The organism is Chryseobacterium lactis (assembly GCF_003815875.1).
GTDB classification, from domain to species: Bacteria; Bacteroidota; Bacteroidia; order Flavobacteriales; family Weeksellaceae; genus Chryseobacterium; species Chryseobacterium lactis.
This window is the reverse complement of record NZ_CP033924.1, coordinates 2,623,192-2,638,107: the sequence shown is the minus strand read 5'-3', so window position 1 is coordinate 2,638,107 and position 14,916 is coordinate 2,623,192. Positions and strand designations below refer to the sequence as shown.

14 protein-coding genes are annotated in these 14,916 nt (G+C 35.6%); 7 read left to right on the top strand and 7 right to left on the bottom strand.

The window, feature by feature from the left end; genetic code table 11:
• Window positions 1-87: 87 nt before the first annotated feature.
• Together EG342_RS11730 and EG342_RS11725 are read left to right on the top strand one after the other, a co-directional pair.
• Entirely contained in the window at window positions 88-909 is an 822-nt protein-coding gene (locus EG342_RS11730; protein ID WP_103290613.1) for a flavin reductase family protein, read from the top strand.
• A 13-nt stretch (window positions 910-922) separates the two neighbouring features.
• The gene (locus EG342_RS11725; protein ID WP_103290617.1) at window positions 923-1,531 is read left to right on the top strand and encodes a hypothetical protein; all 609 of its coding nucleotides are present in this window, start codon (window positions 923-925) and stop codon (window positions 1,529-1,531) included.
• A gap of 96 nt (window positions 1,532-1,627) precedes the next feature.
• Here EG342_RS11725 and EG342_RS11720 read toward each other — a convergent pair whose 3' ends face one another.
• On the bottom strand, window positions 1,628-2,146 hold the full coding sequence (locus EG342_RS11720) for a hypothetical protein (protein WP_103290619.1): 519 nt from the start codon (window positions 2,144-2,146) through the stop codon (window positions 1,628-1,630).
• A 66-nt stretch (window positions 2,147-2,212) separates the two neighbouring features.
• On the bottom strand, window positions 2,213-3,055 hold the full coding sequence (locus tag EG342_RS11715) for an alpha/beta hydrolase family protein (protein ID WP_103290620.1): 843 nt from the start codon (window positions 3,053-3,055) through the stop codon (window positions 2,213-2,215).
• 71 nt (window positions 3,056-3,126) lie between these two features.
• Between EG342_RS11715 and EG342_RS11710 the strand changes: the two genes are divergently transcribed.
• Genes EG342_RS11710 through EG342_RS11700 form a run of 3 tightly spaced genes read left to right on the top strand, consistent with a single transcriptional unit; the run spans window position 3,127 to window position 5,324 of the window.
• Entirely contained in the window at window positions 3,127-3,900 is a 774-nt protein-coding gene (locus tag EG342_RS11710) for a HipA family kinase (RefSeq protein WP_103290622.1), read from the top strand.
• Window positions 3,887-4,270: a DUF3037 domain-containing protein gene (locus EG342_RS11705; protein ID WP_103290623.1), complete on the top strand. Its 384-nt coding sequence runs from the start codon at window positions 3,887-3,889 to the stop codon at window positions 4,268-4,270. Before EG342_RS11710 ends, EG342_RS11705 begins: the two co-directional genes overlap by 14 nt.
• A gap of 22 nt (window positions 4,271-4,292) precedes the next feature.
• Window positions 4,293-5,324, top strand: a complete 1,032-nt coding sequence (locus EG342_RS11700) for an alpha/beta hydrolase (protein WP_103290625.1) — start codon at window positions 4,293-4,295, stop codon at window positions 5,322-5,324.
• A 64-nt stretch (window positions 5,325-5,388) separates the two neighbouring features.
• Here EG342_RS11700 and EG342_RS11695 read toward each other — a convergent pair whose 3' ends face one another.
• From EG342_RS11695 to EG342_RS11675, 5 genes are all read right to left on the bottom strand, one after another.
• Window positions 5,389-8,175, bottom strand: coding sequence for a TonB-dependent receptor plug domain-containing protein (locus EG342_RS11695; RefSeq protein WP_246008774.1), 2,787 nt, complete (start codon window positions 8,173-8,175; stop codon window positions 5,389-5,391).
• Between the two features lie 287 nt (window positions 8,176-8,462).
• The gene (locus tag EG342_RS11690; protein WP_103290628.1) at window positions 8,463-10,793 is read right to left on the bottom strand and encodes an ATP-dependent helicase; all 2,331 of its coding nucleotides are present in this window, start codon (window positions 10,791-10,793) and stop codon (window positions 8,463-8,465) included.
• A gap of 138 nt (window positions 10,794-10,931) precedes the next feature.
• On the bottom strand, window positions 10,932-11,756 hold the full coding sequence (locus EG342_RS11685; RefSeq protein WP_103290631.1) for a peptidase associated/transthyretin-like domain-containing protein: 825 nt from the start codon (window positions 11,754-11,756) through the stop codon (window positions 10,932-10,934).
• 583 nt (window positions 11,757-12,339) lie between these two features.
• A complete protein-coding gene (locus EG342_RS11680) occupies window positions 12,340-12,903 on the bottom strand; it encodes a DUF6705 family protein (RefSeq protein WP_123868087.1) in 564 nt (187 codons plus the stop codon).
• Window positions 12,904-12,920: 17 nt separating this feature from the next.
• Window positions 12,921-14,264 carry a hypothetical protein gene (locus tag EG342_RS11675; protein ID WP_123868086.1) on the bottom strand — a complete coding sequence of 448 codons (1,344 nt, stop codon included), beginning with the start codon at window positions 14,262-14,264 and terminating at the stop codon, window positions 12,921-12,923.
• 176 nt (window positions 14,265-14,440) lie between these two features.
• Between EG342_RS11675 and EG342_RS25715 the strand changes: the two genes are divergently transcribed.
• Window positions 14,441-14,551, top strand: a complete 111-nt coding sequence (locus tag EG342_RS25715) for a helix-turn-helix domain-containing protein (protein WP_103291701.1) — start codon at window positions 14,441-14,443, stop codon at window positions 14,549-14,551.
• Between the two features lie 147 nt (window positions 14,552-14,698).
• Window positions 14,699-14,842, top strand: coding sequence for a hypothetical protein (locus EG342_RS25155; protein WP_164465176.1), 144 nt, complete (start codon window positions 14,699-14,701; stop codon window positions 14,840-14,842).
• Window positions 14,843-14,916 lie beyond the last annotated feature (74 nt).

Genomic DNA, 14,916 nt, shown 5'->3' with positions numbered 1-14,916 from the left:
TATTAGAAGTGTCATGCTGAGCGTAGCCGAAGCATATTTTTTAACATAATTTGAATACTTAGTTTAATTAAGTGGTTAAATAACAATATGAAAACAGTAATTCCTTCCGAAATAACTTCCGTACAATTACAAATGATCATGCAGACTGCTGTTTCGCCACGCCCGATCGCTTTGGCTTCTACGGTGGATAAAAACGGAACTATTAATTTATCTCCGTTCAGCTTTTTTAATATGTTTAGTACGGTTCCTCCGATTTTGATATTTTCACCATCAAGGAGAGTCCGTGACAACACGACAAAACACACCCTGGAAAATGTTCACGAAGTTCCTGAAGTGGTTATTGGAACTGTCAATTTTCCTATTGTACAGCAAATTTCGTTAGCGTCTACGGAATACGAAACCGGAGTGAATGAGTTTATCAAATCCGGCCTTACGATGAAAGACGCTGATCTGGTGAAACCGAAACTGATTGAAGAATGCCCGGTTAACTTCGAATGTAAAGTTTTAGAAGTAAAATCCTTGGGAGATCAGGGAGGTGCAGGAAATCTGGTCATTTGTGAGGTTCAGAAAATTCATATCAGAGAAGAATACCTGAATGAAGCGGGAAACCTGGATCAGAAAAAATTGGATATGGTAGCACGTTTAGGAGGCAACTGGTATTCCAGGAGCAATGAAAACAGTCTTTTTGAAGTTCCGAAACCTTTGGTAACGAAAGGAATTGGTTTTGATCTGTTACCGGATGCTATTAAATACAGCAAAACCTTTACAGGTAATGATTTAGGAATGTTGGCAAATGTTGAGATATTACCTTCAGGAGAATATCATTCAGATGAAATCGTCCATCAGAATGCCCAGAAATTACTTCTGGAAAGCAGAATCGAAGAAGCATGGAATATTTTACTTAAATAATCCAAATGTAACCATGAAAAAATATATTTTCTTATTCATTTTATTCATCTCTTTACAGTCGTGCTATTATCCTGTAAAAAAAGATTACGGGATCTACAGCAAATCTTTAGTCTTTTCAAAAGACAAAAAGTGGCTGATTAACAATATCAAAACAGGTGTTGATTCGCACCACAGAGAAATGATGAGTAAAGAAGCGCTACAGGTGTTTCGGGATCTAAGCAATGGTAAAGCTTCTGATCTAAACACGGCAAAGGCAGAAAATATAATCCAAAACAGCATTCCTTTTGAGCCTGAAATTGAAGACTTTGAGATGTTAAAAAACAATACTGATTTTAGTTTTCTGGTAAATATTTATACATTAAAAGTTAGAAACAGTTTAGACAATTCAATTGGCCAGCAATATGAATATAAAAAAAATGAAACTTTTGCAATGATGGATGTTTATGATATTGCAACCATGAAAAAAATATATTCATTCAAAGCCTATTCAGATGTTTCGGTGGACAAAGATCAAAAGGCAACCATCTTCACTCCGACAACCGAAATGATGACTATGAAAAACTTCAGAAGTCTGTTAAAATCGGTCAAAAAGAATGCGGTAAAAACCGAAAATATTCAATAAAAAAAGGAGTGAAAATTTCACTCCTTCTCTATTTAAAAGTCTGTAAAGTAACGTAATCAGAATTACATGAAGGTATTATACAAACCGGGTTTTCTATTACTTAGCTTTCAGCGATTCTGAAACATTAATCTTTCCTTTTTCTGCAAAATCAGTTATTTTACCGTTTTTATCAATGGAAACATTCAGGTTGTCATTTTTAGAATCATAGTAAATGGAGGTAGCATATCCGGGGCAATCATGCTGTTTGCATCCGTGTATTTTATAAATTCCATCCTCAGAAACAATAGGACTTTCTACGTTGAAGCTTTTTACCATTTCATCATAGTCCTTCCCTACCATCTTTTTCAATCTGTCTGTTAAGCTTTTATCTTCAAATAGTTTAATATCATGAGGGTACTTTCCAGCATTTTTAGTGATAATATTGTCTTTGCCTGTTGTAGCAGTAGGTGCAGTAGTAGAAGTTGAATCCTTCTTCGGTGTTGCAACCGAATCTGTAGGCATTTTAGTGTTTAAAGAGTCTGTTGTGGCAGAAGTTTCAATTTTAGTTTCTTTTTTACATGAAACAACTGTTGCACATAATGATAACGCCAATGCGCCGGCAATTACTTTTTTCATAATTAATTTATATGGTGATTAAATATTATAACGTTTTTTAAATAGCTTTATTTTAAGAAAAATTTCTCAGATCATCTTTATTTTGATAAAATCGATACACTTTTTTACCACAATATTCAAATCTTCAGGTAAATCTTTTTCTATCCACGGTTCTTTGGCTCCAAAAGTATGATTGCCATTTTCAATAAGAAAAAGTTCAGAATTAGGATGAAGAATATGCAGATGTTCCGCCTGTTTTACTTCTACCGCCTCATCTTCTGTTCCGTGAATAATCAGCATATGTGCTTTGGCCATTTCAGCAGCCATCTCCACATCGAACCGATGAATATTTTGCTGGTAATTTTCATAAAACTGATAATAATGAGGCATTTCTTGTTTGGTGCGCCCGTTCAAAGCATAATATACTCCATTCTCTTTCCATTTTTCAAGTGCTTCACCAGTTGGAAAACGATCTAAAGTATCAACGCTTGCCAGCGTAATCAACCCATTGATTCTTTCGTCTTCAAATGTTTTAATAATAGAAATCCCACCTCCTCTGCTATGCCCGATCAGAACAATTCTTTGAGCATCCACATGAGGATCTTCAGTAAAATAATCGATCACCACACCAAGATCAGAAAGCTCTTTAGAATAATTATTATTTCCAAATGCTTCCAGATCCGGAAAATTCACAGGATCTTCTACGGTTGTTCCATTATGGGAGTAATTAAATTTCACGAAGAAAAAGCCCGCTTCTGCAAATTTTTCAGCCATTATATTCCATGCTCCCCAATCTTTATACCCTTTATAGCCATGAACAAAGATAACCAGTGGTAATTTTTCATGAGTATCCGTGTGAAAGCTGTCTGCCAGAAAACTTCTAGTATCCGGGTTTTCCAGATGTATATTCTTTTTAATAATCAAATTCATAAAGCCAATACAATTAATCTAAATCGAAATTAATGAAAAAAACTCTCAAAAAATAACCTTATTTTTGCTTCATGCAGAATTTAAGAACTGTAACCGTGATGCGTTACATTCTGCCACTAAGAGAAGGAGGCTCACTTCCCGCTCTGGCAGAAGCTGATGATGATTTCAAATATGTATTAAAATTCCGTGGCGCAGGCCATGGAGTGAAGATGCTGATCTCTGAACTTTTGGGAGGAAAGATTGCCGAAGCTTTAGGATTGAAAATTCCTGAACTGGCTTTTGTAAATCTTGATGCAGACTTTGGAAGAACGGAGGCCGATGAAGAAATTCAGGATCTGCTGAAGTTTTCAGAAGGTTTAAACCTGGGACTGCACTATCTTTCCGGTTCTATTACCTATGATCCCGGAGTAAGTGTTGACCCGCTTCTGGCTTCAAAAGTGGTTTGGCTGGATGCTTTTATTACCAATATCGACCGTACTTTTAAAAATACGAATATGCTCATGTGGCATAAAGAACTCTGGATCATCGATAATGGCGCATCGTTCTATTTCCACCATTCATGGCAGAATTTTGATGCTGCGGCGAAGACACCTTTCAAATATGTGAAAGATCATGTACTGCTGCCCAAAGCTAAAATGCTGGATGAAGCAGATCAGTTTGCCCATGAAGTATTGAATGACACAATTTTCAGGGAAATTGTCAATCTGATTCCTGAAGACTGGCTTCACTGGAATGATGCTGATGAAACTCCGGATGAAATTCGTGAGATTTATTTTCAGTTCATGAAAACCCGATTAGAAAATTCTCAAATCTTTGTAAACGAAGCGAAAAATGCAAGAGGATAAAATATATGAATACGCGGTAATACGCCTGGTACCTAAGGTTGAAAGAGAAGAATTTTTCAATATCGGATTGGTGATGTTTTCTAAAAAAGAAAAATTCATTAAGGTAGAATTTTATTTGTGCCCTGATAAATTCAAGCTGATGCATAGCAAACTGGATTATGATGACATCATTCAAAACCTGGAAAGCTTTCAAAAAATTGCTGATGGAGATAAAGACGGCGGGCCAATTGCCCAATTTGATATTCCTGAACGTTTCCGTTGGCTGACGGCTTTAAGAAGTGCTGTGATTCAAACATCCAGACCTCATCCGGGAAAATCTAAAGACTTGAATATTACTTTTGGTAAACTTTTTGAGGAGTTAGTAAAATAAGATTCCCTCAAAAAAATTTACGATGACAAAAATCAACAACATATCAATGAACAGGTTTCTTACAAACCTGTTTTTTGTTTTATTTTTAAGTACTTCTCATTTACTTTTTTCCCAATCATTTTCACAGTCACCGGTCAAGACAGAACGCGTAAAAAGCACGCTACTCCCTGAAATTGCGACGGTTTCCGAGAATATTGAGTATAAAATCAATAAAAAAGGAAAATCTCTGGCTTTGGATCTCTATATTCCAAAAGCTGCTACAGCCGAAAAATTACCTGTACTCATCTACGTTCATGGTGGTGGATGGATAGAAGGTGATAAAACAGTACATGCCGATGATTACCTGGAAAGCACGATTGTAAAACTGATGGCAAAGCAATACGCGGTTATCAGTATCAATTACACTCTTCTGAATGACAGCACTCATTTTCCATTACCACTGGAAGATACCAAAGATGCGATAAGATGGGTAAGAAAGAATGCTGAAAAATATAATTTCGACACCAATAATATCGGGCTGTTTGGAGCTTCAGCCGGAGCCCATCTGTCTCTTCTTGCGGCCTACACTCCGGATAATACTTTTATAGGGAGCCCTGAGCTTTCAACTTATTCGGCAAAGGTAAATTATGTAGTAGATCATTACGGTCCTGCCGATATGAATAAGCTTTTTCACACCAGATTAGGTACAATTCCGGTCGCACTCATTGGTATGGTTTCAAAAAAGATTGTCAGTTTACAGCAAGGACTGGTGAAGGGACTTTCAGGGTATGATATCCAAAAAGATCAGGATAGAGCAATAGATTATTTAAAAACTATCTCTCCCGTTACCTATGCTGCTGATGGCGTTCCTACTTTAATTGTACAGGGAAATAAAGACAAGATTGTTCCGCTAAGTCAGGCTAAAAAGCTCCACCGAAAATTAAACAGAGCAAAAGTACAGAACTCTTTAGTCATCATTGACAATGGAGTACATAGTTTTTCCACAACAGATAAGGCGGGGCTTGACAAGATCACAGACCAGACTGTAGATTTCATTGTTTCACAGAAAAAATAATTCTTTATCAAGTATAAAAAAAACGGATCTCAAATTAAAGATCCGTTTTTTTAAGCATCAACTATTAAAAATTAAAATTAAGTCTCGAGAAAACATATCTTCCGTTCTGCCCAAACTGAGACGTAGAACGGGAATAGATAAACTGATCGTTATTCGTTGATGCAGGAAGATTTTTAGTAGGATAAATATCAAATAAATTATTCACTCCTAATGTCAGGCCTATATTTTTGGTAAACTGATAGGCTATTGAAATATCTGTAATGATTTTATCTCCTATTTTCTGGTGTTCATTAAAACCTATGATACCATCTCCGTTCGCATCAAGAACATCGGCTCCCGTTACTTTTCCAAAATAGGTATTTCTAAGATAGAAACTTGCATTCTTCCAGGTCAGCGTATGAGAAAGGCTCGCTTTTACTCTTGGTACAGCTTCTTCCAGATATACTCTTGATTTTTCGGAGAAGTATACTTTTTCCAATTCAGGAGCTTGCAACAATCCTGAAGAGTGGATGTCACCAACCTGTTTGGTTTGATTAAGATTAATGGCGAAGTTATTATCCAGTTTTATCCCTGAAAATCTTGCGTTATGAGAAATTACAACATCAAGTCCTTTCGTTTCTGTATCAATGGCATTGGTAAAGAACTGCGCTGCATTGATGTTCAACTGTTCGTAAATCTTTTTGGCATCATCAGGTACACTTGCCTTTAAAAACTGATCAGTAAGAAGAATTCTGTTATCTATCCTTGTAAAATAGCCATCAGCAGTAAATGTCAAATTAACAGATGGAATTTTATAAGTAAATCCTACGCTTGCAGATTTTGAAGTTTCCTGCTTCAGCTTCGGCATTTCCAATAATCCGGCCACTTGTGAATCATTACTGAAAGTTCCTACCTCCAAAAGCTGGCCATTCGGAAGCTGAGGAGAAGTGACAAACAACGTGGAAGTCACATTGTAATAAATCTGATGAATGGAAGGCGCTCTGAAGCCAGTAGACCCAGCAAATCTTACATTAAAATTTGGAGCAACCTTGATTCTTGAAGCCAGTTTATAGTTAAAAGTAGAACCGAAATCTGAATAATTTTCATATCTCGCCGCAGCGTCTACCAAAAGCCATTTGGTAAAGTTAAATTCGACATCTGCATAAGCTGCTACCGACTGTCTGTTTTTATTCACAGCATTTTCAGGTCTGAATCCACTAAATACCTGTGAACCTCCAGGCAAAGCAGCTCCGAAGAAATCAGTAGGTCTTTTGGTGTTTCCGTTCCACACATTTCCGAAAACATCATATGTTGCGTAAGAAGCCTCTTCTCCAGCGGTCATCTTAAAGTTTTCAAAACGATGCTCTCCTCCAAAAGCGATATTTAGTCCTTCCCAAACATCATATTTTTTAGAAAAATCTAAATTGATTGTATTTTGAGTAAATCTTAAACCGCCTGCATTAAATTCATTGGGAGAAGCAAAGCGTAAAGAGGTATTTCCGGTATTTCCAATATTATAGGTAAATGAATTTTGTCCGAAAGTATTGCTAAAATCAATATGCCAGCCATCCCATTTTCCTTTGATTCCCGCCGCCAGGGAGATATCCTGAATATCTGTGCTGATCTGTGGAAGATATCCATCCGGGTATAATCCTGTAAAAGTTCTGCTTTCACTCGGCCTTCTGTAAAACCCTCCTGAAGTACCGTGTCTCAGGCTATATCCACCGAAAGAATATACTTTCCAGTCATCACTGATCGGCACCTCAGCATTGATAAAAAACTGATGATTATTGAGTTTAGACTGTCCTACCTGCATATTAAAATCCTTTCTTGTCTGACCTCTGTAGGCCAGCTCCTGATCCGTGAAGTAGTTTAGCTGATCTCTTGTAAAACTTCCGGATTTCAACACATTTTGTAACGCAGCAATGGTGTTGGCGCCCTGAATATCATTCTGTAAAGTTTGGGAAAAGTAACTGACATTCTGTGCATACTGATGAATGTAATTGACCAGCTGCTGAGAATTGGGAGTATTCCCGATATCATTGAAAAGCGAAGAAAGGTTCACTCCGTCATTTAATGCACGTCGCTCGATGGCATTATAGGCATTGTAGATAGGTGCGTTTTCTGTTCCTGCTCTATAGGTAGGATTTCTGAACTGTGAAGACCAGGTAATATTGAAAAAACCTCCTTTTGTTCCGATTTTATTCCCGTAGTTCAAATCCAGCTGAATGTTCTGTCCGTCGAAGTTTCCAGTGTGATCATTGGCTGCGGGCGTTAAATTTCCACCGTAGCTGATCTGACCTGTCAGTTTTCCTGTATCTCTTTTAAGTTCAAGGTTCATCACGCCGGCGATGGCATCTGATCCGTATTGTGCGGCTGCTCCATCCCTTAATACTTCAATCCTGTTTAAAGCAAATGAAGGAATCGCATTCAAATCCGTTCCCACCGTACCTCTTCCGGGTGTTCCGTTCACATTTACCAAAGCGGAAGTATGTCTTCTTTTCCCGTTTACCAAAACCAAAACCTGATCAGGTCCCAATCCTCTTAATTGTGCAGGATCTAAATGATCTGTTCCGTCTGAATTGGTCTGAATAGTGGAAGTAAAAGAGGGCGCTACAGCGTTCAATATTTGACCTATGCTGGTTTGTGGTAGTATTATCGAAGATTCTTTCAGATTGAAAACATCTACAGGAACCGGGCTGTCCATTTTTGATCTTGCACCGGCTCTGGATCCTAAAATCACAACTTCTTCTACACTATTGGTTTTTACGGTGTCTTTTTTTGATTGTATATTACCTTTTTCCTGACCGTACGTGTATACGCCAAGAAAAAACAGAACAGAGGCCGAAAAAATAGTTTTTTTATTTCTCATATAGTTTAGAATTTGATTGAACATTTATGTTTTTTACAAGGTGCAAATCTAAAACTTATTCATTAGTCTACAAAATCAATAGACTTTATTTTATAAAAAATAATTATCGTTTCTTTCTATCCCTTATTAAAGATACGGTTTTTAAGACAATAAAAAACGGATCCAATATTGAATCCGTTTTTTATTGATATTCTGAATACAGACTAAAGCAGTTCTGAATTGAATTAAAAAATCTGAGCTATCTGAGATTCCTCCTTTGTCGGAAGTAATTGTAGAAGCTTCTTATTTTAAATCTTGGTCAGTTTTGCATATTTAAGAATCAGGTTTTTCTCTCCTTCATGGATGAAAATTACTTTTGCTTTGATATTCTGAGGATCGGTTCCGTCTAAAAAGGAAACTTCACCAATTCCAAAACGATCATGTCTTACTTTATCTCCCACTTCAATATCCTGAGAGGATGCTCCGCTTGGATTAATAATTTTTGCAGTGCTTACCGGTTTAAGTTTTCTTGCTTCCGGAGCAGGCTTTGAGTTATCTCCTTTTTCAATTGTCTTTTTCTCAACTTTTTTGAACCCTTTCACTTCGGAAGGATGTTCGTCAAAAATATTAGATTTCACCCCGGAGTTATTGATAAATCTTTTTTCCAGTGCAGGATTTAAGAATTCAATATATTGATCATCAATTTCACTTAAGAATCTTGAAGGCTCTGCATCAGTAATTTTCCCCCATTGAAAACGGGAAACAGCGTACGAGAAAAATGCTTGTTTCTCGGCTCTTGTTAAAGCCACATAGAACAGTCTTCTCTCCTCTTCCAGATCTTCTCTGGTTGCAGAACTCATAAAACTCGGAAAGAGATTTTCTTCAAGTCCCACAAGATGTACAACCGGGAACTCCAATCCTTTTGAAAGGTGAATGGTCATCAGAGAAACCATATCGTCTTCAAGGTTTTTATCTTGAGTATCGGCAGAAAGTGCAATATTCTCAAGGAAATTAGAAAGACTCGGATCTCCGTCTTCCAACTGCATCTGTTCTTCAATGAATCCCTGCATTGAGTTCATCAATTCCTGAACGTTTTCTACTCTCGAAATTCCCTCCGGAGTCTGATCATCCTTCAAAAATTTGATTAATCCGCTTCGTTTTGCTACTTCCATAGCCACACTATAAGCCGTTTCTGTTTTCAGCAATACCTGAAAAGCCTTGATCATCGACCAGAAGTCATTCAATTTATTGAGAACGCCATTGTTCAGTCCCAATTGAGGAGCATACATCGGAAGGTTATCCAAAATTTTTGAAATGGAAACATTTTGTGCATCAGCAAAAACAATCAGCTTATTCTGAGTTGTTTCGCCAATTCCTCTTGTTGGATAGTTGATAATTCTCATCAACGCCTCAGAATCGTTTTCATTGATCAGAAGGCGTAGGTATCCTATTAAATCTTTCACCTCCTTCCTTTGATAGAAAGAAAGGCCACCATATACCTTATATGGGATATTTTTACGTCTCAAGGCATCTTCAAATGCTCTGGTCTGAGAGTTTGTTCTATATAAAATAGCGAAATCACTATATTTTCTCTGGTCACGGTTGCGGAGTTCCCAGATATTTCCGGCTACGAAGTTCGCTTCATCGGCATCGGAAAGGGAACGATATATCTTGATTTTATCTCCTTCTTCGTTATCACTGAACACATTTTTCTTGAACTGCTGTAAGTTTTTAGCAATAACAACATTAGCGGCATTAACAATATTCTGAGTGGAGCGATAGTTCTGTTCCAGAGATACCGTTACTGCATCAGGATAATCTTTTTTAAAGTTTAAGATATTATAAATATTGGCCCCACGGAAAGAGTAAATAGACTGAGCATCATCTCCCACCACACAGATATTCTCGAATTTTGAAGCCAGTGCTTTTACAATAAGATACTGAGAATGGTTGGTATCCTGGTACTCATCTACCATGATATACCTGAATCGATCCTGATATTTGGCCAGTACTTCCGGAAAACGGGTCAATAATTCGTTGGTTTTCAATAACAAATCATCAAAATCCATGGAACCGTTTCTGAAACATGCGTCTACATACCTTTGATAAATCTGCCCGATAAATTTCATATTGGCCTTTTCATCAGCTTCCATCAATTCTGGATTATTGAAATAGGCTTTTACCGTAATCAGGTTGTTTTTGTAGGTGGAAATTCTTGCCTGAACTTTTTTGGGTTTGTAAAGGTCAGCATCAATATTCATGTCTTTCAACACTTTCTTAATCACATTCAAAGCATCCTGCTGATCATAGATGGTAAAGTTGGAAGGATATCCCAGAACATGCGCTTCGATTCTTAAAATTCTGGCAAAAACAGAGTGAAAAGTACCCATCCAAAGGCTTCTTGCATTGCTGTCACCTACTACTTTTGCAATACGGTCTTTCATTTCCCGGGCTGCTTTATTGGTAAATGTCAGAGCCAGGATATTGAAAGGATCTATTCCATTGTGTATTAAATGGGCAATACGCATAGTCAATACACGTGTTTTTCCGGAACCTGCTCCTGCAAGCACCATCAAAGGTCCTTGTAAAGAGGTAACGGCTTCATATTGTGATTCATTGAGTCCTTTCAAATAGTCCATACAGCAAAAAAATTTTTGGGAACACAAAATTAATGTATTCAGAGGAGAATTCAAACTTTCATTGGAGAAGTTGGAAATTAGAGATTGAAGACTATGAGAAAAGACATTGGAGGCAGCAAGCTAGAGGATGGTTTACTTTTAATCTGAATACAGTAAATGTAAAGTATCTAAATAATCAATCTTAGAAACCACCTTTGCTTCCTTACCTTCAAAGGAAAAATAGGGATAGTGAGGATTTTTCTTTCTCAGCTTTAAAAATTTTTCCCGGCTCATACTTTTGCCATTGAAGCAGTAATAATCTGGCTGTGGATCATTTACAATAACAACAGCCCCAATCGTAAATCCTCCATAACCGATTTGAAATTCCTTATTTTCAATTTTTTCATTTCCCTTGAAAATTACTGCCTGATTCCCATAACTATAGCCACTTATAGTATCTCCTACTTTATTTCCTTTCCTTTTTGCTTCATTAAGTTTGTCAAAATTAAAGTACAATACATTTTCATCCTCAATAAGATCATTAGGAATCTTCAATAAAAAATATCCATTTTCATTGGTAGTGGTTTTTATCAATTTACTTTTGGTGATCAATAATACTTCGGTGTTGGGAATTATTTTTTTGGTCTCTTTGAAAATAAGTCTCCCTGATAATCTGGTAACATCTACTGCCTTTTGCTCTGTAGCTGCCTTAAAGTTGTTTTCGATCTGAGCTTGAACAAAAGTAAAATTTGTGATTAAAATAATACCGGCTGCAATTTTAGGAATGGAAATTGAAGGTATCCTCCCACAAATTTCCTTACCATTAGCAGTATCGAAAACATTCTGAATCTGTTCGTCCGTTTTCTCTGCAAAATCTACTATGTATTTAGAACATTTTTTGCAAAACTTTCCTTCCTGAGAGTCTTGCATATTCTCCCATTTTTCAGGACAGGGATCGTTGATTTTAATATTCTTTCTTATCATTTTTAAATGTTTTTATAATCAGCAAGTTCACTGTAGTTTTCAATTAAAGCCTCTGTCATTATCTGGTTACAATATTGATATATTAATGGGGTCATGAATTAGTTCTCTTTTTAAAGCTTGTAATTATTTGATTTTCATACACATAATAACTCAAAAAAAAAAAAAAAAAAAAAAAAAATAAAGGATGCTCCCATTAATAAATTATCCCTTCTGGCAGGCTTCTACCGTCAGACTGCGTGGGATAAGCTGCAGCTTGTTCTAGGCTAATAATTTGAGATTTGAACGAAATTAATCCTATGTTTATAAGTAATAAGAGTATTATATTTCTTTTCATAATTTATATTTTTCTAGTTAACCCGGATTTTACTTTTTTTATCATCATTTAGTTTTATCTCATAATTGGTGCCATTAGAATCCATTTTATAGAGATTAACAGCTTTTACATTCATTGTTTCGCTGATAAAGTTTAAGAATGTAAGTTCTAGATCTCTAGATTTATTCATTGTAGGTTTTAAATAACAATGATTAGCCTTACCTGTCTGTGGTAGAGCCAATCATTTTGTTATTTAAGGATAATTTGAAATTATTGTTTTGTTAAATGTATAATCTGATTGTCTGGCAATGTAGTTTTAAAATTACTACAGTCTTGGGTAACAATATCGTTATCAGGATGGAAATTAATGGACATTAGATTTGGTGTTTCCGGTTTTATTCTTAAATATGTATATCCATAATCTATACAGCCTAATCTTCCACCAAAAAAACTCATCAAATATGCCTTTAAATCTTTTTGAAAATTAAAACCTCTAAAATCTTTTTGTAACTCAATATCTGTTTTATTAAAACTATCAAACTCTACAAGACCATTGGCATTTGTAATTTTTAGTCGTCCAATTAATCTATCCCATTTTCGAGTTTCTCCAACATTTTCTTTTTTAATAAAATTAAACTCATAAATTTTGCCATTAAGAGTTCCTTTCCATGTTCCGACATATTTATTTAAAGAATTATTGATATCTTTTACATAGGTAACAGGGGGACATGTCTGGTCATTAAAGCTGCATTGCGCTATTGTTTCAAGAGAAAGGGTTTGTGCTGTACAAGCTGTAAAAACTGTAAAACAGATAATACTTAATATATTTTTCATAATTTTTATTTTTCTAGTTAGCCCGGGCATCCAGTTGTAATTTTACCTTTTTTATCATCATTTAGTTTTATCTCATAATTGGTGCCATTAGAATCCATTTTATAGAGATTAACAGCTTTAACATTCATTGTTTCGCTAATAAAATTTAAAAAAGACAATTCTAAATCTGTAGATTCTTCACCCATAAGTCCTTTATATGATTTTGTAAAATCTTCAATCTGTTGTTTTGTGAAGCTTTTAATCTGATACTGATTTCCTATAAATCGGATCTGATAATTCCCTTTACTTGTAACCATTACTGCATATACATCGGATAAAGGTCTTCCCTGTTCCTGGGCATTTCTCAGCATATCCATTAAATACCAAACATCGGCCGGAGAAAACATTTTTATTCCTGTTCTTGTTTCTTCATCTCCATCAGCGTTTGTATAAGTATAATCATTAATATGTGTATGAAGATAAGCCATTATATTTTTATTCTCGGGCAGGTCAGGTCTTGGAAGAGATAGGGTATTTGAGGTTTCAGTTTGTCCGGAAGTATCTTGATATATATAACTTCCATCAGCTCTCTGGATATAGCCGGTTTCTCCTTTCATTCCTGTTTTTCCTTCTAAATTAGTAACATTACTTTTAAATGTTGCGTTATTTCTCAAAGTCTTTACTTTTGCACAATTATCTATAAATTCTTTAAATTCAGGAGTATAAGGATAACCTCCGCTACCTCCAGAACCACTTCCGGGGGGGCCTCCTGCTGTAGCCCCCCCGCAGTTATTATTTACTTCAACGCTTTGACAGGGTAAATAAGGACCCGAGCCTTTGCATGTTGTCTTATTATAGGAAAAGGTTTCTCCCGCACTTCCGTCATCATTTGTCCATGTCCATGTGACCTCTACGGTGTAACACAATTGTCCTTTTGAAGAAGCTCTATCATTTACTATTCTTCCCTTTAATTGTTTTCTTTCTTTAAAGACCAGAACATCAAAAAATTCGTTTGAATCTCTACCTTCCTTTCTTTTAAAAAAAACTCTGTCACCTTCTCTATATGCGACAAGAACAAAGCTTACTTTACCATCTTTAATAACAGGAGCTTCTAAGAAACTTTCATCAAAATTTCCCATTGTGAGCGCGTAATCCCAGTTTACAGTTCCAAAGTTGGTAGTAAAATAATTCTTATCAGCATACTTTTCAAATACTTTTTTCACATTCCCAATATATTTTTCATCTTCTTTCCAGAGACTTTTGTTCGTATATTCGTTAGAAGTCAGGTCAGGAGAAGCATAAATTTCATCATGCATACATGAATATAGAGAAATCGTAAAGACTGCCAGCAATAGAAACTTGAAAATAATTTTGTTTTTCATAGGCATTTGAATGTTTTTTAAGTTGTTAAATATAATTGTTTTTCAAATTCACTCTGATGTGAAATTAAACAAAACTAAAATTAAATCTCAATGTATACAACAACTTTTGTTTTAAAATCCACAACATTTGTTTTAATTTTAAAATCTAAAAAACAGTAAATTAGCAAAAAAAATACATCCATTATGTCTTAGGAACTAAACTTCGTGAGCTGAGAAACGAAAAAAAACTATCACAAACACAGATTGCCGTTGAACTTGATGTTTCACAAACTGCATACGGAAAATGAGAAAACGACCAGACAAAACCTGGAATAGATAATCTTCTGAAAATCTCTGAGTTTTATGAAATAGATATTTATGAACTTTTAAAGCCAGAAGAAGCTTATACACAGATAAATAAGAAAAATTCAGCTAATGAAAATTCCAGTAATAATATGATTCAGAATCAGACTAATAACTACAATACCTCTGAAAAATTGGTCGAGCAATACGAAGCCCGTATCAAAGAGCTAAAAGAACTAAATAAAGAGCTTCGCAAGCAACTTTCTTTCTGGAAAAATAAGAAAGAAGAACAGTAACATATTTCCTGTCACCCAAGAGAGATGTACAATATTGTAACATCTTACCTATAGATTCTACTAATTGACAAAAC